Genomic DNA, 24,497 nt, shown 5'->3' with positions numbered 1-24,497 from the left:
TGAGCACATCGACCCGCTGGCACCATGGTGCTGCGCGACGAGCGGCCCTGGCGACCGGCTGAACACGTCGCCACGCGCCCACGCCCTCTATCCCCGATTTCCCCGTAAGCCGATTTCAGGCAGGAACCCCTCATGATGGACGCCTTCGAACTTCCCCGCACTCTGGTCCAGTCCCTCCAGCGCCGTGCCGCGCAGACCCCGGACCAAGTGGCCCTGCGCTTTCTGGCCGAGTCTGCCGACGACACCGTAGTGCTCAGCTACCGTGACCTGGACCTGCGCGCCCGCACCATCGCCGCCGCCCTGCAGGCCTCGGCCGGGCTGGGCGAGCGTGCGGTGCTGCTGTTCCCCAGCGGCCCGGATTATGTCGCGGCGTTTTTTGGCTGCCTGTACGCCGGGGTCATCGCGGTACCGGCCTATCCGCCGGAGTCGACCCGTCGCCATCACCAGGAGCGGTTGCTGTCGATCATTGCCGATGCCGAGCCAAGGCTGTTGCTGACCAGTAGCGGTTTGCGCGACTCGCTGGGGCAGATCCAGGAGGCGCCACCCTTGCTCTGCGTGGATGAGTTGCACAGTGACATTGCCGCAGGCTGGGTCGCACCAAACCTGCAAGATGACGACATCGCCTTCCTGCAATACACCTCCGGTTCCACCGCCTTACCAAAGGGCGTGCAAGTCACCCACGGCAACCTGGTGGCCAACGAACTGCTGATCCGCCGTGGCTTTGGCATCGACCTCAACCCCGATGACGTGATTGTCAGCTGGCTGCCGCTGTACCACGACATGGGCCTGATTGGCGGCCTGCTGCAACCGATCTTCAGTGGCGTGCCGTGCGTGCTGATGTCGCCGGGGTACTTCCTCGGCCGGCCCTTGCGCTGGCTGGAAGCGATCAGCCAATACCGCGGGACCATCAGCGGTGGCCCGGACTTCGCCTACCGCCTGTGCAGTGAGCGGGTCAGCGACTCGGCCCTTGCGCGCCTCGACCTGAGTCATTGGCGCGTGGCTTATTCCGGCTCCGAGCCGATCCGCCTGGACACCCTGGAGCGTTTCGCCGAGAAATTCGCCGGCTGTGGCTTTACCCCGAACAACTTCTTTGCCTCCTACGGGCTGGCCGAGGCGACTTTGTTTGTCGCCGGCGGCACCCGTGGCCAGGGCATACCGGTCTTGCGTGTGGACGAACAGGCGCTGGCCGCCAACCGGGCGGAGCCGGGGCAGGGCAGTGCGATCATGAGCTGCGGCACCCGCCAGCCCGAGCATGGGGTGCTGATCGTCGAGCCCCATACCCTGGCTGAACTGGCCGACAACTGCGTCGGCGAAATCTGGGCCACCGGCCCGAGCATTGCCCACGGCTACTGGCGCAACCCCGAAGCCACGGCCAAGACCTTCGTGCAGCATGCCGGTCGCACCTGGCTGCGCACTGGAGACCTGGGCTTTATGCGCGACGGCGAGGTGTTTATCACCGGGCGCCTCAAGGACCTGCTGATCGTGCGTGGCCATAACCTGTACCCGCAGGACATCGAGCAAACCGTCGAGCGCGAAGTGGAAGTGGTGCGCAAGGGCCGTGTCGCGGCGTTTGCGGTGAATGACCAGGGCCTGGAAGGGATTGGCATTGCCGCAGAGATCAGCCGCAGCGTGCAGAAGATCCTGCCGCCCGAAGCCCTGATCAAGGCCATCCGCCAGGCGGTGGCCGAGGCCTATCAAGAGGCGCCGTGCGTGGTGGTGCTGCTTAACCCCGGCGCGCTGCCGAAAACCTCCAGTGGCAAGGTCCAGCGTTCGGCCTGCCGCACTCGCCTGGCCGATGGCAGCCTCGACAGCTACGCGCAGTTCCCCGACCTGCAGGTGCAGGCGGGTGATGAGGCCTTGGTGTCAGGGCTGCAACAGCAGATCGCCGCGATCTGGTGTGAGCAGTTGCAGGTGGAACAGGTGGCTGGTGATGATCACTTCTTCTTGCTCGGCGGCAACTCCATCAGTGCCACCCAGGTGGTTGCCCGCCTGCGCGAGGTCCTGGGTCTGGAGCTCAATCTGCGCCTGTTGTTCGAGGCCCCGGTGCTGGCTGATTTTGCCGCCAGCGTCGGGCAATTGCAGCAGGACGGTGGTGTGGCCCAGGGCGCAATCAGCGCCTTGTCACGCCAGCAGGATATGCCGCAATCCCTGGCGCAGAACCGCCTGTGGATCACCTGGCAGTTGGACCGGCAGAGCAGCGCCTACACCATCCCCGGTGCATTACGCCTGCGCGGCGAGCTGGATGAAGACGCGCTGCATGCAAGCTTCGCGCAACTGATCCAGCGCCACGAAGCGCTGCGTACGCGTTTTTATGAGCGCGACGGCCAGGGCATGCAGTGTGTCGATGCCCAGCGCGAGTTTGCCGTGCAAGTCATCGACCTGCGCGACTTGCCCGTGGCCGAGCGCGAAGCCCGCGCCGCACAGGTCCGCGAGGACGAGGCACGCACCCAGTTCGACCTGGAGCAGGGCCCGCTGCTGTGGGTCACGCTAGTTCGCCTGGACGATGAGGATCACCAGTTGCTGGTGACGATGCACCACATCATCGCTGACGGCTGGTCGCTGAATGTATTGATCGATGAATTCTCGCGCCTCTACGCCGCCGCGTCCCAAGGCCAGGCCATCGAGTTACCAGCCCTGGCCGTGCAGTACGCCGACTACGGCAGTTGGCAGCGCCAATGGCTGGCCGAAGGCGAAGGCCAGCGCCAATTGGCCTACTGGCAGCAGCAACTGGGTGACGAACATCCCACCCTGAGCCTGGCCACCGATCACCCGCGTTCGACCCAGCAACGGCACAGCGCTTCGCGCTACAGCGTGCGTCTGGATGCGGATCTCGGCGCAGCCATCCGCCAGACTGCCCAGGCCCACCAGGCCACGCCATTCGTACTGTTACTGGCGGCATTCCAGAGCCTGTTGCACCGCTACAGCGGCCAGCGCGATATCCGCATCGGCGTGCCCAACGCCAACCGTGGGCGTCACGAAACCCAGGGCCTGATCGGCTTCTTTATCAACACCTTGGTGCTGCGCGCCGAGGTGGATGCGCGCCTGCCGTTCAGCGAGCTGCTGGCGGCGACCCGCCTGACGGCCACCGAGGCCCAGGCCCATCAGGACTTGCCGTTCGAGCAACTGCTGGAAGCTTTCCCGCAGGCGCGCGAACAGGGCCTGTTCCAGGTCATGTTCAACCACCAGCAGCGCGACCTTAGCGCCTTGCGCCGCCTGCCGGGCCTGCTCGCTGAGGAGTTGCCATGGCATAGCCGCGAAGCCAAGTTCGACCTGCAACTGCACAGCGAAGAAGACCGCAATGGGCGCCTGAACTTGTCATTCGACTACGCCGACGAACTGTTCGACGCCAGTACTATCCAGCGTCTGGCCGCGCATTTGGTCAGCCTGTTGCAGGCCGTCTGCGCGCAACCACAGCAGGCTCTGGGCGATATCCCGCTGTTGAGCGCCAACGAGCATGCCCAGCAACGCACCTGGAGCGAGGCACCGTGCGCACCGGCGCAGCGCCTGGTGCCGGAGCAGCTCAACCAGCATAACGACGAGCGCACCGCCCTGGTCTGGCAGGACGCCAGCCTGACCTTTGCCCAACTGCACACCCAGGCCAACCGCCTGGCCCATTACCTGCGTGACAAAGGTGTCGGCCCGGACGTGTGCGTGGCGATTGCTGCCGAGCGTTCGCCACAACTGCTGGTCGGCTTGCTGGCAATTCTCAAGGCCGGTGGCGCCTACGTGCCGCTGGACCCGGACTACCCGGCCGACCGCCTGGCCTACATGCTGGCCGACAGCGGCGTGCAATTGCTGCTGACCCAGACCTCTCTGTTGGCGCAGTTGCCAGCGCCTGAGGGCGTGTCGGTAATCGCCATGGACAGCCTCAAGCTCGACAGCTGGCCGACCCAGGCGCCGGGCCTGCACCTCAATGGCGACAACCTCGCCTATGTGATCTACACCTCGGGTTCCACCGGCCAGCCCAAGGGCGTGGGCAACACCCATGGCGCCCTGGCGGAGCGTTTGCAATGGATGCAGGCCACCTACTCGTTGGATGAAAGCGATGTGCTGATGCAAAAGGCACCGATCAGTTTCGACGTGTCGGTGTGGGAATGCTTCTGGCCGCTGATCACCGGTTGCCGCCTGGTACTGGCCGGCCCCGGCGAGCATCGTGACCCTCATCGCATTGCGCAGTTGGTGCAGGAACATGGGGTCACCACCCTGCATTTTGTGCCGCCACTGTTGCAGCTGTTTGTCGATGAGCCGCTGGCGGCCGAGTGCAGCAGCCTGCGCCGGGTGTTCTCCGGTGGCGAAGCGTTGCCCGCCGAGTTGCGCAATAGGGTCCTGGCGCAACTGCCAGCGGTGCAATTGCACAACCGTTATGGCCCGACCGAAACCGCGATCAACGTCACTCATTGGCACTGTCAGCGCGCAGATGGAGAGCGCTCACCGATTGGCCGGCCGCTGGGCAACGTGATTTGCCGGGTGCTGGACGAGCAACTCAACCTGTTGCCGACAGGTGTGCCGGGCGAGCTGTGTATCGGCGGGATTGGCCTGGCCCGCGGTTATCTGGGGCGTGCAGGGCTGACGGCCGAGCGTTTTGTCGCCGACCCACTGGGCGCGGCGGGCGCACGCCTGTACCGCACCGGCGACCGCGTGCGCTGGGCTGCCGATGGCGTGCTGGAGTACCTCGGGCGCCTGGACCAGCAGGTCAAGTTGCGCGGCTTTCGCGTCGAGCCGGAAGAAATCGAGGCGCGGCTGTTGGCCCAAGACGGCATCGCCCAGGCGGTGGTGCTGATCCGCGACACCGCTGGCGGTGCGCAGTTGATCGGTTACTACACCGCCAGCGGCGAGCAGGCTGAGCAGGACGTGAAAGCCGCCCTGGCCGCCGAGTTGCCGGAGTACATGGTGCCGGCGCAACTGATACAACTCGATGTCATGCCGCTGAGCCCCAGCGGCAAGGTGGATCGTCGTGCCTTGCCGGAACCGGTGTGGCAGGTGCGTGAGCATGTGGAGCCGCACACCGCGCTGGAACAGCAAATCGCTGGGATCTGGCGCACGGTGTTGGGTGTGCCGCGTATCGGTCTGCGCGACGATTTCTTCGCCCTTGGCGGCCACTCGTTGCTGGCCACGCAAATCATCTCCCGCACACGCCAGGCCTGTGATGTGGAGCTACCGCTGCGCACCTTGTTCGAAGCCAGCGTGTTGGAGGATTTTGCCGAGCAGGTCCGCGAGATCCAGGCCAGCGGCCGGCGTAACCAGCAGACCGCGATTGGCAAGGTCGATCGCCGCCAGCCGGTGCCACTGTCCTATTCCCAGCAGCGCATGTGGTTCCTCTGGCAAATGGAGCCGGACAGCCCGGCCTATAACGTCGGCGGCATGGCACGCTTGCGCGGGGTGTTGGATGTGGGGCGTTTCGAGGCGGCGTTGCAAGCCTTGATCATGCGTCATGAAACCTTGCGTACCACGTTCCCGAGTATCGATGGCGTGGCCCAGCAGAAAGTCGCCGCGCAAAGCAGCGTGCGCATGAGCTGGCAGGATTTTTCGGCCCTGAACGAGGTCGAGCGCCAACTGCGCTTGCAGCAACTGGCCGACCAGGAAGCCCACAGCCCGTTCAACCTGGAAACCGGGCCGTTGCTGCGCACCTGCCTGGTCAAGGCTGGTGACCAGGAGCATTACCTGGTGCTGACCCTGCACCATATCGTCACCGAAGGCTGGGCCATGGACATCTTTGCCCGTGAACTCAGCGCGCTGTATGAAGCCTTTATCGATGAGCGTGAGTCGCCGCTCGAACCCCTGCCGGTGCAGTACCTGGACTACAGCGTGTGGCAACGCCAATGGCTGGAGGCCGGCGAGCGCCAGCGCCAGCTCGACTACTGGACCGCGCAACTGGGCAATGAGCATCCACTGCTGGAATTGCCCAGCGATCGGCCACGCCCGGCGGTGCAAAGTCACCAGGGCGAGCTGTACCGTTTTGACCTCAGTGACGACCTTGCCGCGAGGGTTCGCGCGTTCAATGCCGAGCATGGCCTGACCCTGTTCATGACCATGACCGCGACCCTGGCGACGCTGCTCTACCGCTACAGCGGCCAGACCGACCTGCGTATCGGCGCGCCAGTGGCCAACCGTATTCGCCCGGAAAGCGAAGGGTTGATCGGTGCCTTCCTCAACACCCAGGTATTGCGTTGCCAGCTCGATGGGCAGATGCGTGTCGGCGAGCTGTTTGAGCACGTGCGCCACACCGTGATCGAGGGCCAGTCCCATCAGGACCTGCCGTTCGATCATCTGGTGGAAGCCCTGCAACCACCGCGCAGTGCCGCGTATAACCCGCTGTTCCAGGTGATGTGCAACGTGCAGCGCTGGGAGTTCCAGCAAAGCCGGCAACTGGCCGCAATGACCGTCGAATACCTGGCCAACGACGCGCGTGCCACCAAGTTCGACCTCAACCTGGAAGTCACCGACCTCGACCATCGCCTGGGTTGCTGCCTGACCTACAGCACCGACCTGTTCGACGAACCGCGCATTGCACGCATGGCGGCCCATTGGTGCAACCTGCTGGAGGCGCTGATCGCCGATCCGCAGCAGCGCTTGAGCGAGCTGGCGCTGCTGCAAATCGATGAGCAGCGTGCTCTGCAAGACAGCCTCGGTATCGAGGCCGGTGAGCACCGTCTCGACCAGTGCATCCATCATCTGTTCAGCCAGCAGGTCCAGGCCCGTGGCGATGCCCCGGCGCTGACCTTTGCCGGCCAGACCCTGAGCTACCGCGAGCTGGACAGCCGCGCCAATCGCCTGGCCTGGATGCTGCGTGAGCGTGGGGTTGGCCCGCAGGTGCGGGTCGGCCTGGCGCTGCCGCGCTCCCTGGAAATGGTCATCGGCCTGCTGGCGATTCTCAAGGCCGGTGGCGCCTATGTGCCGCTGGACCCGGAATATCCGCTGGACCGCCTGCACTACATGATTGAAGACAGTGGTATCGGCCTGTTGCTCAGCGATGCGGCGATGTTCGATGCCTTGGGCGAACTGCCTGCCAGCGTCAGTGGCTGGTGCCTGGAAGATGACCTGCCGGTGCTCGCCAATTACCCGGCCAGCGACCTGCCGGCGATCAGCCTGGCGCAACATCAGGCGTACCTGATCTACACCTCAGGTTCCACCGGCAAGCCCAAGGGCGTGGTGGTGTCCCACGGTGAGATCGCCATGCATTGCCAGGCGGTGATCGGGCGGTTTGGCATGCGCCCTGACGATTGCGAACTGCATTTCTACTCGATCAACTTCGACGCCGCCACCGAGCGCCTGCTGGTGCCGCTGCTCAGCGGCGCGCAGGTGGTGTTGCGCGCCCAGGGCCAATGGGATGCCGAAGAAATCTGCGGGCTGATCCGTGAGCACCGGATCACTATCCTCGGCTTTACCCCAAGCTATGGCAGCCAGTTGGCGCAATGGCTCGCCACCCAAAACCAAACCTTGCCGGTGCGCATGTGCATCACCGGCGGCGAAGCCCTGACCGGCGAGCATTTGGCGCGGATTCGCGCAGCATTCCAGCCGGCGCTGTTTTTCAACGCCTACGGGCCGACCGAAACCGTGGTCATGCCCCTGGCCAGCCTGGCCCCCGAAGTGCTGGAGGAGGGCGCTGGCAGCGTGCCGATCGGCAGCATCATCGGTGCGCGGGTTGCCTATATTCTGGATGCCGACCTGGCACTGGTACCCCAAGGTGCCACTGGCGAGTTGTACGTCGGCGGTGCGGGCCTGGCCCAGGGTTATCACCAGCGTCCGGGCATGACCGCCGAACGTTTTGTGGCTGACCCGTATGCCGATGGCGGGCGGCTCTATCGCACGGGCGATCTGGTGCGCCAGCGTGCCGATGGCTTGGTGGAGTACTTGGGGCGGATCGACCATCAGGTGAAAATCCGGGGTTTCCGCATCGAACTGGGCGAGATCGAAACCCGCCTGCTTGAGCATGAGGCGGTCCGTGAGGCGGTGGTCCTGGCCCTGGACGCGCCGAGTGGCAAGCAACTGGCGGCGTATCTGGTCAGCGATGCCAGCGATCACACAGCCTTGCGCGAGGCGCTCAAGACGCACCTGAAGGCGCAATTGCCAGACTACATGGTGCCCGCGCACCTGATGGTGCTGGACAGTATGCCGCTGACCGCCAACGGCAAGCTCGACCGCCGCGCCTTGCCAGAGCCGGACCCAGAGGCCAACCGCCAGCAGTACGTGGCGCCGAGCAATGAGCTGGAACTGAGCCTCGCCGCGATCTGGTGTGCGGTGCTCAACGTGCAGCAGGTCGGGCTGCACGATAACTTTTTCGAGCTGGGTGGCGATTCGATCCTGTCGATCCAGGTGGTCAGCCGGGCACGGCAGGCGGGGATTCACTTCAGCCCGCGTGACCTGTTCCAGCACCAGACCGTGCAGGCCCTGGCAGCGGTGGCCACGCGCAGTGAGCTGATCACTGCCGAGCAGGGTGTATTGACGGGGCCCTCGGGGATGACGCCGATCCAGCACTGGTTCTTCGACAGCGAGATCCCGGCGCGCCAGCACTGGAACCAGGCCTTGTTGCTGGCACCGGTGCAGGCTCTGGACCCGCATCGCCTTGAACAGGCGCTGTTGGCCGTGCTGGAGCACCACGACGCCTTGCGCCTGAGCTTCACCCAGCGCGCCGCGCAATGGCATGCCGAGCATCGGGCGGTGCCGGAAGGCGGGGTGTTGTGGCTGGCCCAGGTGACGGATATGCAGCAGTGCGAGGCGCTGTTCGCCGATGCCCAGCGCAGCCTTGACCTGGAACACGGCCCGCTGCTGCGCGCCTTGCTGGTGGACGGGCCGATGGGCCAGCAACGCTTGCTGATCGCGATCCATCACCTGGTGGTGGACGGCGTGTCCTGGCGTGTATTGCTTGAAGATCTGCAAAACGTCTATCGCCAATTGAGCGACGGCCAGGCCGTCAGCCTGCCGGCCAAGACCAGTGCGTTACGCGACTGGGCCGCGCGTTTGCAGGCCTATGCCAGCAGCGAATCCCTGCGTGAAGAACTGAGCCTATGGCAGCAACAGTTGGCCGGCCCGGCGGTTGAACTGCCGGTGGACCGCGCGCACGGTAGCCTGCGCAATCGCGACGCGCAGACCGTCAGCGTGCGCCTGGATGCCGAGCACACCCGCCAATTGCTGCAGCAGGCGCCGAGTGCCTACCGCACCCAGGTCAACGACCTGTTGCTGACCGCACTGGCCCGCGTGCTGTGCCGCTGGAGCGGGCACGAGTCGACGCTGATCCAATTGGAAGGCCACGGCCGCGAAACCCTGTTCGATGAAATCGACCTGACCCGCAGTGTCGGTTGGTTCACCAGCGTGTACCCGCTGCGCCTGACCCCGCTGCAGATCGAAGACGCCAGTGGCCAGGGCGCGTCGATCAAGGCGATCAAGGAGCAACTGCGGGCGGTGCCCCACAAGGGCCTGGGTTATGGCGTGCTGCGCTACCTGGCTGACAGCACCTGTCGCCAGGCCATGGCCGCGTTGCCGAGCGCTTCGATTACCTTCAATTACCTGGGGCAGTTCGACCAGAGTTTTGATAGCCAGGCGCTGTTCCATCCATTGGAAGCGTCTGCCGGGCCGGCCCATGATCCGGATGCGCCGCTGCCCAACGCCTTGAGTGTGGACAGCCAGGTGTACGGCGGCGAGTTGGTACTGCGCTGGACCTTCAGCCGTGAGCGCCATGACCACCAGACCATCAGCGAACTGGCCGAGGCCTATCTGGGCGAGTTGCAGAGCCTGATCGCCCACTGCCTGAGCGATGATGCCGGCGGCCTGACGCCGTCCGATTTCCCGCTGGCGCACCTGACCCAGACGCAGTTGGACGCGTTGCCAGTGCCGGCCAGCGCCATCGAAGACGTGTACCCGCTGACGCCGATGCAGGAGGGTTTGCTGTTGCATACCCTGCTGGAGCCGGGCACCGGTCTGTACTACATGCAGGACCGCTACCGCATCAACAGCGAGCTCAACCCCGAGCGCTTTGCCCTGGCCTGGAAAGCCGTGATCGCCCGGCATGAAGCCTTGCGGGCGTCGTTCTGCTGGAACGTGGGCGAAGACATGTTGCAGGTGATCCATAAGCCCGGCAGCACGCCCATCGAGTATCTGGACTGGAGTACTGTCCCTGAAACCGAGCAGGAGCCACGCCTGCAAGCGTTGCTGAAAAATGAGCGCGAAGCCGGTTTTGATCTGCTCAACCAGGCGCCGTTCCACCTGCGCCTGATCCGCGTCGGCGAAGCCCGCTACTGGTTCATGATGAGCAACCACCACATTCTGATCGATGCCTGGTGCCGTTCGTTATTGATGAATGACTTCTTCGATATCTACATGGCATTGGGTGAAGGCCGCGAGGCGCAGTTGGCAGCGCCGCCACGTTATCGCGACTACATTGCCTGGCTGCAACGCCAGAACCTGGCCGAGGCGCGGCAGTGGTGGCAGCAGAACCTGCAAGGCTTTGAGCGCACCACGCCCATTCCGAGCGACCGGCCATTGATGCGCGAACACGCCGGCCATAGTGGCGGCATGGTGGTGGGTGATTGCTACACCCGTCTGGATGTACGCGACGGCGCGCAATTGCGCGAGCTGGCCCAGGCTCATCAGTTGACCGTGAATACCTTCGCCCAGGCGGCATGGGCCTTGGTGCTGCGGCGCTTGAGCGGCGAGCGTGACGTGCTGTTCGGCGTTACCGTGGCAGGGCGCCCGGTGGACATGCCGCAGATGCAGCGCACGGTCGGCCTGTTTATCAACAGCATCGCCCTGCGGGTCAAGTTGCCTGAGGACGATCAGCCGTGCAGCGTGCGCCAGTGGCTGAGCGCGTTGCTCGACAGCAATATGCAACTGCGCGAATACGAGTACCTGCCGCTGGTGACGATCCAGGAACACAGCGAACTGCCCAAGGGCCAGCCGCTGTTCGACAGCCTGTTTGTATTTGAAAACGCCCCGGTGGAAGTCTCGGTGCTGGACCGTGCGCAAAGCCTGAATGCCACCTCGGACTCGGGCCGCACCCACACCAACTTCCCGCTGACAGCCGTGTGCTACCCGGGCGATGACCTGGGGCTGCACCTGTCCTACGACCAGCGTTATTTCGATGAAACCACCGTGCAAGGCATGCTCGCTGAGTTCAAGCGCTTGCTACTGGCGCTGGTGCAGGGCTTCCATGGCGATATGGCCGACCTGCCGCTGATTGGCGAGCAGGAGCGTGAATTCCTGGTGGACGGCTGTAACCAGAGCGCCCATGACTACCCGCTGGAGCGCAGCTACGTCGCACTGTTCGAGGAGCAAGTGGCACAGCATCCGCAGCGCATTGCCGCCAGTTGCCTGGACCAGCAATGGACTTATGCCGAGCTGAACCAGCACAGCAATCGCCTGGGCCATGCGCTGGTCGCGGCGGGTGTCGGCCTGGATCAGCCGGTGGCGCTGCTGGCCGAGCGTGGCCTGGATCTGCTGGGCATGATCATCGGCAGCTTCAAGGCTGGTGCCGGTTACCTGCCACTCGACCCGGGTCTGCCGACCCAGCGCCTGAGCCGTATCATCGACTTGAGCCGCACACCGTTGCTGGTGTGTACCGAGGCCTGCCGTGAACAGGCGCAGGCATTGCTCGAAGACTTTGCCTGCGGCGCGCGGCCGAAGTTGCTGGTGTGGGAAGAGCTGGCAGGTGAGCACACCAACCTGGGGATCTACAGTGCCCCGGACAACCTCGCCTATGTGATCTACACCTCCGGCTCCACCGGGCTACCCAAGGGCGTGATGGTCGAACAGCGCGGCATGCTCAACAACCAACTGAGCAAGGTGCCGTACCTGCAACTGAGCGAGCAGGATGTGATTGCCCAGACCGCGTCCCAGAGTTTCGATATTTCCGTGTGGCAGTTCCTCGCCGCACCGCTGTTCGGCGCGCGGGTGGACATCGTGCCCAATACCATCGCCCATGACCCGCAGGGTTTGCTGGCCCATGTCCAGGCCCAGGGCATCACGGTGCTGGAAAGCGTGCCGTCGCTGATCCAGGGCATGCTCGCCCAGGACCGTATCAGCCTGGATGGCCTGCGCTGGATGCTGCCGACCGGCGAGGCAATGCCGCCGGAGTTGGCACACCAGTGGTTGTTACGTTACCCGGATATCGGCCTGGTCAATGCCTACGGCCCGGCGGAATGCTCGGATGACGTGGCGTTCTTCCGTGTCGACCTGGCCTCGACCCGTGGCACCTACTTGCCGATTGGTACCCCGACGGATAACAACCGCTTGTACCTGCTCGATGGTGCGCTGGAGCTGGTGCCGCAAGGTGCGGTCGGTGAGCTGTGCGTGGCCGGCACCGGAGTGGGGCGCGGTTATGTCAGCGATCCGCTGCGTACCGCCCAGGTGTTTGTGCCGGATCCGTTTGGTGCACCGGGGGAGCGCTTGTATCGCACCGGCGACCTGGCGCGTCGGCGCAGTGACGGCGTGCTGGAGTATGTCGGGCGCATCGATCATCAGGTGAAGATTCGCGGCTACCGCATCGAACTGGGTGAAATCGAGGCCCGCCTGCATGAACAGCCCGAGGTGCGTGATGCTGCCGTCGGCGTGCAGGAAGGTGTCAACGGTAAGCACTTGGTCGGCTATCTGGTTGCCAGTGATGCCAGCCTCAACCCTGGCGAACGCCTGGACCGCATCAAGCAACGCCTGCGTGCCGAACTGCCGGAATATATGGTGCCACTGCACTGGCTGTGGCTCGACCGCCTGCCGTTGAACGCCAACGGCAAACTCGACCGCAAGGCCCTACCGGCCTTGGAGATCGGCCAGTTGCACAGCCAGGACTACCTGGCACCGCGTAACGAACTGGAGCAGACCCTGGCCACGATCTGGGCCGAGGTGCTGAAGGTTGACAAGGTTGGGGTGCTGGACAACTTCTTCGAACTGGGTGGGCATTCGTTGCTGGCCACGCAAATCGCCTCACGGGTGCAGAAAACCCTGCAGCGCGATGTGCCGCTGCGGGCGATGTTCGAATGCAGCACGGTAGAGGAATTGGCGGCGTACATCGACGGGTTGGCGGCCAATGAAATCAGCGCGGGGACAGTGGATCGGCTGAGTGATCTGATGGCGGAACTGGAGGGGCTTTAGGCCGGGGAAAGGGCTGCCGGTGGCTGATGCGGGCGGCACGCCGTTGGTCAGTTGTGCGTTTTTGCAGTGCCTGAACTGTCAATTCTGACAGTAGGCAAACTTCCCGTTTCAGGGGCTAGATACCAGCAGATTCAGGGCCTGTCACTCAGGCCCGCTGGTTATCTTTCCCTGGACAGGAGGTCTTCTCATGGTTAAAAAAACTACCGCCAATAGTTCGCAATCGGTGACTACCCAGCCACTTGCCGAAATCGCTGTCGAGTTACCCTATCCGCAGATCCAGTACGCCACCAATAACAGCATTCTGTACCCTATCGATGCCATTGACGGCACTGTCGCGACCATCGCTTTCCCGGGCATGGGCACGACACCCATCACCCTGTATTGGGCCATCAAGGACCAGGACAAGCCTGTGTTTAAGCCCATTGTGCAGCCGGGCAGTACTAGCGGCAGTATCGACATCCACATTCCGTGGCAGTGGGTCAGTACCTGTATTGGGCATACCGTTTTGATCTGGTATACCGCGATGGTGGGGGGGCAGCTCAAGCAGTCGCTGGTGCTGGAGCTGGAGATCCAGGACATCCGCGAAACGGACCTTCGGGAGTCGCTGCCGGTATTTGCTCATGCGCGGCTGGAATGGAACACCCTGTGGCTGAACATGTACGAGTTTGAGGGTGATGAGATCATCCGCATCAAGGCCTGGCCGATGATCCAGGCTGGGCAGCGGTTGTTTGTGACCGTGGCCGGTGACCAGCATCAGGTGCCATATGCGTTCACCTGGGTGGCGTTTGACCATGTTGTGCAGGCCGAAGAGGCCAATCCGGAACATGTGTTCGAGTTCAGGCTCGCCCGCGGCTGGCTGGCGCGCCGCCAGGATTACTCGGCCCTGACCACCCACATGGGCGTGATTTGGGACGGTTCAGCACCGGTACTGCCAAACCCGGATGACCTGGTGCATGAAAACCCTTTGCCACTCAACGCCCAGGACTTTCACCTGCGGACCACCACGTTGTTGCGGGTGGATCCAGCACTGGAACTGCCGCCGCCCCATCTCAAGGAGTCGGTGGAGTGCGGCACAGATGGCTGGCTGGTCAACCCGGTGAATACGGTGAACGGGGCGCATATTGTGATTGCGTACGAGGGCATGCGCGCCGGGGATACTGTGTGTCCCACCGTCACCGGTACGGCCGGCGCAGGATCACCGGCACTGGAATGCCGCACTGTGCAGGAAGGTGAAAGCAGTCTTGAGTTCCTGGTACCACCTTCGGCTATCAGTGCCAACTTTAAGTCACCGATTACCCTGGAATATCAGGTGTACTACAACGGCACCGGGCCCTGGCAGTCGCCGTCACGGGTGGTGAAGGTACTTGATCTCAGCGGCCTGCCCACACCTGCCGTTGAACAGGCCACGGGCAGCACGCTGGACCTCAATACCTTTACCGGTGATGCCACCGCGACGGTGAGTGCGTGGCCTTATATTGCTTTGGGTCAAGCCTGCTGGCTGTGGGTGACGGGAGTCTTGGAGGATGGCAGTCCCTATAGCTTTGAAATGCTGGAAGGTGAGCCGGTAATCGAGGAGTGGCTGGCCAATGGCGTCAACACGCCACTACCGCGTGATGAGTTGCAGAAACTGGCTGATTGCCGTGACGTTGAAGTGCATTTCGCGGTGAATTTCAACGGCCAGTCCGATAAAGCCAGTGCCAAGGCGTTTCCACCATTGGTACTGCATGTCGTGCAGGAGGATCTGGACCTTGATGCCCCGACAGTGCGTGAAGCTGTGGGCGAGCAACTGACGATCTGGAACGGCCGGGATGGTGTGACTGTACGGGTCGAGTACGAGCGCATCAGCCCCGATCACACGATCAGTGTGCAGTGGCTCCGCCAGGATGGCACGAGCCTGCCGCTGGAGCCCAAGACGGGTAACAGCGATCCAGGCTATGTCGATTTCGCCATACCTCGTGAAGCAGTGATTTATGGCGCGGGCAAAACGGTGCTGATTCATTACACCGTTACCAGCGCTTGCAAGCTGGCGTCTTCCAGGACCTTGCCTTTGCAAATCAGTGTGCCGGTACGTTTGCCAACGCCTGTGGTGCCACAGGCTACCAACAATATTCTGGATTTGAGCACCTTTGCAGGGAACGCGAGTATCACCGTAGAGCCTTGGTGGTTCATCTTGCCAGGTCAGAAGGTATGGTTGCGGGGTGTCGGGACAGGGGCAAATGGAGGCCCACGTATCCTCAGTGTCTATGTAGGGAAAGCGGTGGTGGCAGGGGAGGTGAGTGTAGGGTTGAAGGGCACCTTGCAGCGAGCTGAACTCGATATGTTGATGGACGGAAGTACTTTGACCTTTACCTGCAAGGTGACGACGGATGGCAGTGATCAGGAGAGGGACGCCGTTGTGTTACCGACTTTGGCTCTGGTGGTTCGTCTGTCGACAATAAATGATTCGGATAACTTTGACTCTTATCCTAATCAGGAGTTTTTACCACCAGGAAGCCGCGTTGATACACGGCTAGTCGTGCTTGACTTGCCAAGTACCTCGACCTCGACGATCAGTATTCATGATGTTAGAACTGCTGGGGAGAATGTGCCAGGTATGGTCGGCGGTAGATCATTGGCTGTATTTTGTGGCGGTGGAAGTGGTCCGCAACTGGCTTATATGCGTTTTAAATGGAAGTGCACAAGAGTCAGGTTTGGTTATTCAAATATCGGCACGCATAGCGTTACATTTATTGCCTATGATCAGCAGAATAAGCCGTTGGGGCAGCGTGTTGTGCATTCAGGAACATGGGTTGAGTTTGAAGCACCCGTTGGAGGAACTATCACTCATGTTAGCGTGTTGAGCACCCAGCGTGGCTCTATTGATTCATTAACTATATGGCATAGGGGGGAACGTGTTAATACGTAGTCTCAAGCAAATAAGTTGGCGTATGCGCAAATAAAATTTTAAAGGTTTGCGTAAGTAATAAAGTGCGCCGGCTGCGGCGGGCGCACTTGCTGTCTGTATCAGTGATGTGCTGATTTTTATTTGGGACCGAGGATTTTCCCCAACTTATCCGGCGATGGCGCCCCTTGCTGTTGCTGCAATTGCCCCTTGTCATCCAGATAGAAAATCGCCGGCGTGGCCGACAACTCCAACTCTTCCATCAACTTCATATTGGCATCGAGCTTGGCCTGGATCTCGGCAGGGATCTTGGCCAGCGCCTTGAGCTTGCTGGCTTTACCCGCCGATTCATGTTCTTGCAGGGCCTTGGCTGTGTCTTGGCTTGCCAGCAGCGCCGCCGATTTGCCCGGGCTGTCCTCGCGAATGATCCCGACCATGATGTGCCGCAACTGCACCTTGCCCGCTTTTACCCAAGGCCGCGCCTGTTCCCAGAACATGTTGCAGTACGGGCAATTGGGGTCGCTGAACAGGTACACGGTACGTGGCGCATTTTTATCGCCATCCTGGATCCAACTGCTCTGTTCCATCTTGGCCCAGATTTCCTTGGCCATCGGCGCGTAGACCAGTTTTTCCAGGGGCGCGGTGCTCAGGTCATTGCCTTTGGCGTCGTACAGATTGCCGGCGAGCACGTGCTGGCCGTCGGCGGTCAGGTACAGGGCCATGCCACGGTTCTGGTACTGCGCGGCATAGCCCTTGAGCCCACCCGGTGCGTCGAAGCTGCCGATGATCTTGGCGCCCTTGGCTTCGATCTGTTTGATCGGCGCCGGCCATTCTTCGGCATGGGCGAGGGTCGCTGCCAGGGTCAGGGGCAGCAGGGTTAGCAGGTGGCGGAGGCGGGGCATAGGGTTTTCCTTGTTGTGGCCGGCTGGGCGGCGGTCGAGTCCGTGGGGTCGAAAGATTCCATGGCGCGGGCCAGGCTGGCCTGGGACAGTTCGCCGAGGTGGCTGTTGATCAGGCGACCGTCGGCTTGGTAGAACAGCGTGGTGGGCAAGGCCATGGAGCCCACGGCCTGGCCGAGGCGGCCGCTGGCGTCGAACAGGACGTTGTCCAGGTTCAGGCCCTGGGTCGCCAGGTAGGTGCTGACGCTTTGCATGCTTTCGGCCTGGTTGACGAACAGGAAGGTCACATCAGGCCGTTGTTTCTGGGCGTTTTCCAGCACCGGCATTTCTCGTCGGCACGGCGGGCACCAGGTGGCCCACAGGTTGATCACCAACGGGCCGCCTTGGTAGTCGGCCAGTTGCACGGTTTCGCCATCGGCATTGCGCAAGGCGATGTCTGGCAGGCGCGTGCCTCGCTCGAAGATGTTCAGGGACAAACTGGCCAGTGCCCAGAAAGCCAGGCCGGTGATCACGCCTGCACTCAACGGCTTGCGCAGGGCCGGGCGACGCCAGCCCCACAGGACGGCGCCAAGCAGCAGGGCAATGACGCCAGGCCAGGCGAGAAAACCGCCGTCGCGCAGGTCGACGATTTGCAGTGGATCGTCACGGTAATAGGCCCAATACATCAACACAAAGCTGATCCGCGCACTGAGCATGCCCAGCAGGAACAGGCTGAACAGCACTGACTCCGGGTTCTCGCCGCCGCGCTTGGCCACGCGCCAACCCACCAGTGTGGCGAGGATCAGCGCACTGATCAGCAGCAGGTGGTTCAAGGCGATGGCGAAGGTGCCGATGGTCAAGGTCAGCATCAGAGTGCATCCCGGGTCTGGGTCCAGCGTTGCAGGAAGGCTTGCGCATTCACTTCGCCGGTGATGCGTTGGGCGCGGCGCTCTTCACCGTCGGGGCCAATCCATACGAAGCTCGGTGGGCCGGGGACTTTGTAGCGGCCCAGCAGTTCACGGCTGGCGGCGTTGTCGGCAGTGACGTCCAGGCGCAACAGGCGCACGTTCTTCAGTGCATCCATCACTTCGGGTTTGCCGAATACCTGTTTTTCCATGATCTTGCACGACACACACCAGTCGGCGTAGTAGTCCAGCAGCACCCATTGGCCCTGGGCCTTGGCGCTGTCGAGCTGGGCTTGCAGGGCCAACGGGTCGTTGATTGTGGTGAAGGCATCATGGGCCGTCGGTGCGCTGGCGACTTGCGAGCCGCCGAAGACCTTGAGCGGCTGCCACAGATCATCGCTGCCACCGGCGGCACCGATGACCAGAATGGCACCCCACAGCCCCAGGACCAGGGAACCTGCGCCCAGTACCTTGGCGACCAGCCCGTATTCGCGGGCCAGGCTCCAGCCGCAGTAAGCCATGACCAGGGCCAGTACGCCCCACAGGCCTAGCCACAGGCTTTCGTCGAGCACCGGGCGAATCATCAACACGGCGGTCGCAAGGAACAGGAAGCCGAAGACGCCCTTGAGCACATTCATCCAGTTGCCAGGCTTGGGCAGGAAGCGATTGCCCACGGTCACCAACAGCAGCAATGGGACACCGATACCGATGCCCATGGCGAACAGGATCAGGCCGCCGTGCAGGGCATTACCGCTTTGCGCGATGTACAGCAGGGCGCCGGCCAGGGGCGCGGTCATGCACGGGCCCACCAACAGGCCGGACAAGGCCCCGAGCACACCGGCGCCGAGCAGGCTGCCACCGCTTTGCTGGCGAGTGGCGTTGTCTAGGCGGTCGCGCAGGAAGGCCGGCAATTGCAGCTCGAAGAAACCGAACATCGGCAGGGCCAGGATCACAAACAGCGCGGCGAAGCTGCCGAGGATCCACGGCGTTTGCAGCAGTGCAGCCAGGTTGCTGCCCGCCAGCGCGGCCAGCACGCCGAGCGCGGCATACACCAGCGCCATGCACACCACATAGCTGGTGGCCATGGCAAAACCACGGCGTGGGCTGGCACCGCTGCCTACCACCAGGCCGGCGAGGATCGGCAGCATCGGCAGCGAACAAGGGGCAAATGCCAGCAACAGGCCGAGGCCGAAAAACACCAGCAGGCTCCAGCCCAGGCTGCGTTGTTGCAGGCCGCTGGCCAGGCTCTCATCCTGGGCCTCGGCGGTGGCGGCAACCGCCGGGTTGCCGCCCAGGTCAACGGTGAGCGATTGCGGTGGGTAGCACAGGCCGGCATCGGCGCAGCCCTGCCAGCCCAGCTTGACCTGGCCGGTGGCGCCGGCTGGCAGCTTCACTTCCAGGCCCTGGCGGTACACTTGTTGCTCGCCAAAGAACTCGTCGCTATGGGCTTCGCCCTGCGGCAGCACCGGCTGCTGGGCCAGGCCGTCGAACTTCATGCGTTGCTGGTACAGGTAATAACCATCGGCAATCTGCCAATACAGTTGGGTTTCACCCGAAGCCAGGCGCTCAGAGGTAAAGGTGAAGGCTTTGCCCACCGGAAGGAATTGGGCTTTGGTCTCGAAAGGATTGCTGCCAGGCGTGGCCTGGGCCAATCCGGTGAACACTATCAGCAGGAAGATAAACAGATGCCGCATGGTCAAGCCTTAGTTCGATGCAAGTGGGGCACACAATGTGTGGTGCTGATTAACCGATGATTAACCGGGCTATTCTAGAGTGTAGGGATTATCGGGGCGCGCATCTTTTCACGGCATAATGCGTACTTAATCCGTCCTCCTTTAAATCAACCTTTTTGCACAGGGTTCACCATGCACGTACTGGTCTGTGAAGACGATGACCTGATTGCCAGTGGCATTGTTGCCGGCCTCGGCGCCCAGGGCTTTACGGTCGAGCGCGTGGGCACGGCCGCAGCCGCCCGGGCGATGCTCAAGGCGGCGCAGTTCGACATCATGGTGCTGGACCTCGGCCTGCCGGATGAAGACGGCCTCAAACTGCTGCAGCAGCAGCGCAGTGCGGGCCTGGAAATCCCGGTGTTGATCCTCACTGCCCGGGATTCGGTGACCAACCGGGTCGACGGCCTGCAAGCCGGCGCCGACGATTACTTGCTCAAGCCCTTTGACCTGCGCGAGTTGGCCGCCCGCCTGCAAACCCTGTTGCGCCGGGTGGCCGGACGCAGCGTCGACCTGATCGAGCATGGCCGCTTGACCTACAGCCCCAGCAGCCGCGAAACCTTGTTGGGCGGCAAACCGGTAGACCTGTCCCGTCGCGAGCAAGCCCTGTTGCAGGCACTGCTGCACAACCGTGGCCGGGTGCTGTCCAGTGAGCAACTCAAGGACAGCGTCTATGGTTTCAACGATGAGCTGGAAAGCAATGCCCTGAACGTGCACATCCACCACCTGCGTCGCAAGTTGGGCAATGGCATCGTCGAAACGGTGCGCGGCCTGGGTTACCGCCTGGGCCCGGCGGACGCCGGAGAGGACGCCTCGTGACGAGCCTGCGCCTGCGCCTGACCTTCAAGCTGGGCGCCGCTTTTGTGCTGATCTGGGTGCTGGCGGCGGCCTGGATGCTCAACGACCTGCGTAACCAGATGATGTTTTCCCTGGACCAGCGGCTGGTGGCGTCGGCGCGCATGGTGGCCGGGCTGATGGAACAGATGCCGGGCCTGGCGAGCGTGGGCGAGGGCAAGCGCTTTGGCGCCGAACAACTGAATGTACCGGGCGGCATGGCGTGCCAGGTCAGTTCGTTGCGCGGTGAAATCCTCGCCCGCAGTCACACCACCCCGGACCAGGGGCTGGAGTCCCGGCAAAGCGGCTTTCGCGACCAGATCATTGACGGTGCTGCCTGGCGCAGTTTTACCCTGGCGCGGGGCGATTTGTTCATCACCACGGCAGACCGCCAGGTGGAGCGCGAGGCGCTGAACATGTCGATCCTGCTGGCGGCTTCGGTGCCGGTGGGCGTGGCCCTGCTGGGCTGCCTGTGCCTGTTGTGGCTGGGGATCGGCCAGAGCCTGGTGCCGCTCAATCGCATGCGCGATGCCTTGATGCGCCGCAGTGCTGATTCCCTTGAACCGTTGCAGATTCATCCGTTGCCCAGCGAACTCAAACCGCTGCTCGACACCCAGAACCAGCTGCTGCAACGCATCGCCAAGACCATCGAGCGTGAGCGTCGCCTGACCGGTGATGCGGCCCACGAATTGCGTAGCCCGCTCACGGCGATCAAGACCCATCTGCAAGTGGCGCGCATGACCGACGGTGCTGCCCGCGACCAATCCCTGGCCCATGCCGAGGAGGGCGCCGACCGCCTGCATCGCACCCTTGAGCAACTGCTGCTGCTGGCGCGGGTCGAGGGCAGCTTGTCGTTTGATGACGGCTTGCAGTCCAGTGCCGAACAAGTGGCACGCCTGGCGATCCAGGACGCCAACGCCGGGGATAATCGGCGGATCGACCTGATCCTGCCGGACAACCTGCCCCAGGACCCGGTGGAAATGCCCGTGGGCCTGGCGGTTGCCGCCTTGCGCAATCTGCTGGATAACGCCCTGCGCCACACCCCGCACGATACGCGGGTGGAATTGAGCGTGTTCACCCTGGGCAATCAAGTGGTGTTCCGCGTGCGTGACCACGGTGCGCCGATCTCCAGTGAAGACCTGCAACACCTGACCCAGCGTTTCTGGCGCAATGGCAACAGCGGCGGGTGTGGCCTGGGCCTGGCCATCGTGCAGGCGATTGTCCAGCGTTGTTCCTGTTCTTTGACTTTCGACAGCCAGGCTGATGGCCTGCGGGTCGACCTGGGCATGCCGTTACGGCGTTGATCCTTCCTGCATACACATAACTACCGCCATCCTCAGGCCCGACGCTTCAGGATGGCGTTAATTTTTGTGTTTGCAGGTTTGCCGGCTGAATGACTCAGCCTGTATTGAAAAGGACAGCACCTATGTTGGTCATCGACTCCACTTACCCCGCCAAGGATTTTAATCAGCGCAATGGCGAAGCCGTGCGCCAGTTGGTGGTGCATTACACCGCCGCGCCCTTTGCCTCCTCCCTGCGCACCCTGACCCAGCAGGGTGTCAGTGCCCATTACCTGTTGCCCGACCCCCGTGAGGCGGGTTATCGAGACGCCGGCTACGACGAGTTGAGGGTGTTCCAGTTGGTGGATGAACGCCAGCGTGCCTGGCATGCGGGAGCCAGTCATTGGGCGGGGCGCGATAACGTCAACAGCCATTCCATCGGCATCGAGATCGTCAACCTGGCCCGTGACGATGCTGGTGTCTTTACCTTCCCGCCCTATGATCCGGAGCAAGTCGAGGTGTTGATCGCGCTGCTTCACGACATTTGCACCCGTCATCCGCAGATAGGCGCTACTGATATCGTCGGCCATTCGGATGTTGCGTTCTGGCGCAAAAGTGACCCTGGGCCACAGTTGCCCTGGCCCGCCTTGTTCGCGGCGGGTCTCGGCGCCTGGTTCGATGAGGCCGCCAAGAATGCCTTTGTGCGGCGTTTTCGCATGGGCTTGCCGCAGGAGGTGGAGGTCGAGCGGGCCTTCCAGCGCTACGGTTACGCTCCGGCGAAAAACCGCCAGGCGTTCCAGCAGCGGGTGCGTGCCTTCCAGATGCACTTTCGGCCCACCGATTATCGTGGGCAACTGGATATCGAGACCTGCGCGATTCTTTATGCGCTGAATGAAAAGTACACCAGTGCCGGCGAGTGACCGGTCATTTGCCGGTTTTTCATCGAGCCGGGTGTAAATCCTCGCGCCGCTGAAGCGTTTCCAGAACAGGAAATCCGTGCGCACGCCCTTTGGGGGCCAGACGTCAACGGGTTGGCAGTTTGGTCACCATCATCAGCGTATTGAGGGATCTTGAGATGTCAGTCGCTACCAGTCGCATTGAGGATTCGCTGGCGTCGGCCAGCCCGACTCCAGCAGAAATGCTTTACCAGTTCGATGAATCACCGCTGCTGGCCCGCCAGCGCCAGCAGGAATCCAATGCGCGCAGCTACCCCCGGCGCATCCCCCTGGCGCTCAAGCGGGCCAAGGGTATTTATGTCGAGGACGTTGAGGGTCGCAGCTTTATCGACTGCCTGGCCGGGGCCGGTACATTGGCGCTGGGGCATAACCACCCGGTGGTGATCGAGGCGATCCAGCAGGTGCTGCTGGACGAGTTGCCCCTGCATACCCTGGACTTGACCACGCCGGTCAAGGATCAGTTTGTGCAAGACCTGTTCGGCCTGTTGCCGACGGAGCTGGCCCGGGAAGCGAAGATCCAGTTTTGCGGCCCCACCGGCACCGATGCGGTGGAAGCCGCGCTGAAACTGGTGCGTACCGCTACAGGGCGTAGCACGGTGTTATCGTTCCAGGGCGGCTATCACGGCATGAGCCAGGGCGCGTTGAGCCTGATGGGCAGCCTGGGGCCGAAAAAGCCGTTGGGCGCCTTGCTGGCCAATGGCGTGCAATTTTTGCCATTCCCCTATGACTACCGCTGCCCGTTCGGCCTGGGGGGGGCAGAAGGGGTCAAGGTCAACCTGCATTACCTGGAAAACCTGCTCAATGACCCGGAGGCGGGCGTGTTGCTGCCGGCGGCGGTGATCGTCGAAGTGGTGCAGGGCGAGGGCGGCGTGATTCCGGCCGACCTCGACTGGCTGCGCGGCCTGCGGCGGATTACCGAGCAGGCGGGCGTGGCGCTGATTGTCGATGAGATCCAGAGCGGTTTCGGTCGCACCGGCAAGATGTTTGCCTTTGAACATGCCGGCATTGTTCCGGATGTGGTGGTGTTGTCCAAAGCCATTGGCGGCAGTTTACCGCTGGCAGTAGTGGTGTACCGCGAGTGGCTCGACACCTGGTTGCCGGGCGCCCATGCCGGCACCTTCCGTGGCAATCAGATGGCCATGGCGGCGGGTTCGGCAGTGATGCGCTATCTCAAGGAACACAAGGTTGCCGATCACGCGGCGGCCATGGGGGAGCGCCTGGCCGAACACCTGCGCATTCTGCAACGGGACTTCCCGCACCTGGGGGATATTCGCGGACGCGGTCTGATGCTCGGGGTGGAGTTGGTCAACCCGAGCGGCACGCCCGACGTCCAGGGCCACCCGCCGGTCCATCGGCAATTGGCGCCGCTGGTACAGCGCGAATGCCTCAAGCGCGGGTTGATCCTGGAATTGGGCGGGCGTCATGGCAGTGTGGTGCGTTTCCTGCCCCCTTTGGTCATCACCGCCGCAGAAATCGACCGGGTAGCAGAGATCTTCGGGCGGGCGTTGGCGGCGGCAGTGGCCAGCCTCTAATTTTCCTGCACCGCTATACGTTCCTACATACATCAGCCACGCGCAGTGCGTGGCAGCCTCTAAGTGACGGAGAACCGCAATGACCTCAGTATTTGACCGCGAAGACATCCTGTTCCAGGTAGTGGTCAACCATGAAGAACAGTATTCCATCTGGCCCGACTACAAGGCTGTACCAGAAGGCTGGCGCACCGTGGGTAAAAGCGGGATGAAGAAAGAGTGCCTGGCCTACATCGAAGAAGTGTGGACTGATATGCGCCCGCTGAGTCTGCGCCAGAAGATGGATGCGCAGGTAGTTGCTGGCTGAACGCAAACAAATGTGGGAGCGGGCAAGCCATAATGCCAGTCAGTTAAGCGGTCATCGCCTTCTGTAGGAGCGAGCTTGCTCGCGAAAAACTTACAGACGCCGCATTCATTCAGTAAGCACGCG

Annotated in this window: 10 protein-coding genes; 7 read left to right on the top strand and 3 right to left on the bottom strand. The window is 62.7% G+C overall.

Features of this window, described 5'->3' with window-relative positions:
- The first annotated feature begins 132 nt into the window (after window positions 1-132).
- Both BFQ03_RS04540 and BFQ03_RS30190 read left to right on the top strand, forming a co-directional pair.
- Window positions 133-13,077 (top strand): non-ribosomal peptide synthetase, encoded by a 12,945-nt coding sequence (locus tag BFQ03_RS04540; RefSeq protein ID WP_065942569.1) that lies wholly within the window; start codon window positions 133-135, stop codon window positions 13,075-13,077.
- Window positions 13,078-13,264: 187 nt separating this feature from the next.
- Window positions 13,265-15,982, top strand: coding sequence for a hypothetical protein (locus BFQ03_RS30190; RefSeq protein ID WP_083204796.1), 2,718 nt, complete (start codon window positions 13,265-13,267; stop codon window positions 15,980-15,982).
- 116 nt (window positions 15,983-16,098) lie between these two features.
- On the opposite strand, the gene dsbG is transcribed toward BFQ03_RS30190, so the two are convergent.
- The 3 genes from dsbG to dsbD are packed head-to-tail and all read right to left on the bottom strand — an operon-like array spanning window position 16,099 to window position 19,435.
- Window positions 16,099-16,860 carry a thiol:disulfide interchange protein DsbG gene (dsbG, locus tag BFQ03_RS04530; protein ID WP_032862757.1) on the bottom strand — a complete coding sequence of 254 codons (762 nt, stop codon included), beginning with the start codon at window positions 16,858-16,860 and terminating at the stop codon, window positions 16,099-16,101.
- The gene (locus tag BFQ03_RS04525; protein WP_032862756.1) at window positions 16,836-17,705 is read right to left on the bottom strand and encodes a TlpA disulfide reductase family protein; all 870 of its coding nucleotides are present in this window, start codon (window positions 17,703-17,705) and stop codon (window positions 16,836-16,838) included. Before BFQ03_RS04525 ends, dsbG begins: the two co-directional genes overlap by 25 nt.
- Entirely contained in the window at window positions 17,705-19,435 is a 1,731-nt protein-coding gene (dsbD, locus tag BFQ03_RS04520; protein ID WP_032862755.1) for a protein-disulfide reductase DsbD, read from the bottom strand. The genes BFQ03_RS04525 and dsbD overlap by 1 nt, the downstream gene beginning before the upstream one ends.
- A 171-nt stretch (window positions 19,436-19,606) precedes the next feature.
- Between dsbD and BFQ03_RS04515 the strand changes: the two genes are divergently transcribed.
- The 5 genes from BFQ03_RS04515 to BFQ03_RS04495 all read left to right on the top strand — a co-directional run bounded on the left by BFQ03_RS04515 (window position 19,607) and on the right by BFQ03_RS04495 (window position 24,374).
- The gene (locus BFQ03_RS04515; protein WP_032862754.1) at window positions 19,607-20,287 is read left to right on the top strand and encodes a response regulator; all 681 of its coding nucleotides are present in this window, start codon (window positions 19,607-19,609) and stop codon (window positions 20,285-20,287) included.
- Window positions 20,284-21,606, top strand: coding sequence for an ATP-binding protein (locus BFQ03_RS04510; RefSeq protein ID WP_032862753.1), 1,323 nt, complete (start codon window positions 20,284-20,286; stop codon window positions 21,604-21,606). The genes BFQ03_RS04515 and BFQ03_RS04510 overlap by 4 nt, the downstream gene beginning before the upstream one ends.
- A 122-nt stretch (window positions 21,607-21,728) precedes the next feature.
- Window positions 21,729-22,502 carry an N-acetylmuramoyl-L-alanine amidase gene (locus BFQ03_RS04505; protein ID WP_032862752.1) on the top strand — a complete coding sequence of 258 codons (774 nt, stop codon included), beginning with the start codon at window positions 21,729-21,731 and terminating at the stop codon, window positions 22,500-22,502.
- Between the two features lie 155 nt (window positions 22,503-22,657).
- A complete protein-coding gene (locus tag BFQ03_RS04500; protein WP_032862751.1) occupies window positions 22,658-24,070 on the top strand; it encodes an aspartate aminotransferase family protein in 1,413 nt (470 codons plus the stop codon).
- A gap of 79 nt (window positions 24,071-24,149) precedes the next feature.
- The gene (locus tag BFQ03_RS04495; RefSeq protein ID WP_032862749.1) at window positions 24,150-24,374 is read left to right on the top strand and encodes an MbtH family protein; all 225 of its coding nucleotides are present in this window, start codon (window positions 24,150-24,152) and stop codon (window positions 24,372-24,374) included.
- The last annotated feature ends 123 nt before the right edge of the window (window positions 24,375-24,497 follow it).

Source organism: Pseudomonas sp. 25 R 14, from assembly GCF_900004755.1.
In the GTDB taxonomy this organism is placed as follows: domain Bacteria; phylum Pseudomonadota; class Gammaproteobacteria; order Pseudomonadales; family Pseudomonadaceae; genus Aquipseudomonas; species Aquipseudomonas brenneri.
Note: the sequence above shows the minus strand (reverse complement) of the source record. Positions and strands in the feature narration are given on the sequence as shown.

Coding starts and splice junctions, on each gene's coding strand:
- BFQ03_RS04525 (WP_032862756.1), bottom strand. CDS start 17,705: ATGCTGACCTTGACCATCGGCACCTTCGCCATCGCCTTGAACCACCTG.
- BFQ03_RS04505 (WP_032862752.1), top strand. CDS start 21,729: ATGTTGGTCATCGACTCCACTTACCCCGCCAAGGATTTTAATCAGCGC.
- BFQ03_RS04515 (WP_032862754.1), top strand. CDS start 19,607: ATGCACGTACTGGTCTGTGAAGACGATGACCTGATTGCCAGTGGCATT.
- BFQ03_RS30190 (WP_083204796.1), top strand. CDS start 13,265: ATGGTTAAAAAAACTACCGCCAATAGTTCGCAATCGGTGACTACCCAG.
- dsbG (WP_032862757.1), bottom strand. CDS start 16,860: ATGCCCCGCCTCCGCCACCTGCTAACCCTGCTGCCCCTGACCCTGGCA.
- BFQ03_RS04540 (WP_065942569.1), top strand. CDS start 133: ATGATGGACGCCTTCGAACTTCCCCGCACTCTGGTCCAGTCCCTCCAG.
- BFQ03_RS04495 (WP_032862749.1), top strand. CDS start 24,150: ATGACCTCAGTATTTGACCGCGAAGACATCCTGTTCCAGGTAGTGGTC.
- dsbD (WP_032862755.1), bottom strand. CDS start 19,435: ATGCGGCATCTGTTTATCTTCCTGCTGATAGTGTTCACCGGATTGGCC.
- BFQ03_RS04500 (WP_032862751.1), top strand. CDS start 22,658: ATGTCAGTCGCTACCAGTCGCATTGAGGATTCGCTGGCGTCGGCCAGC.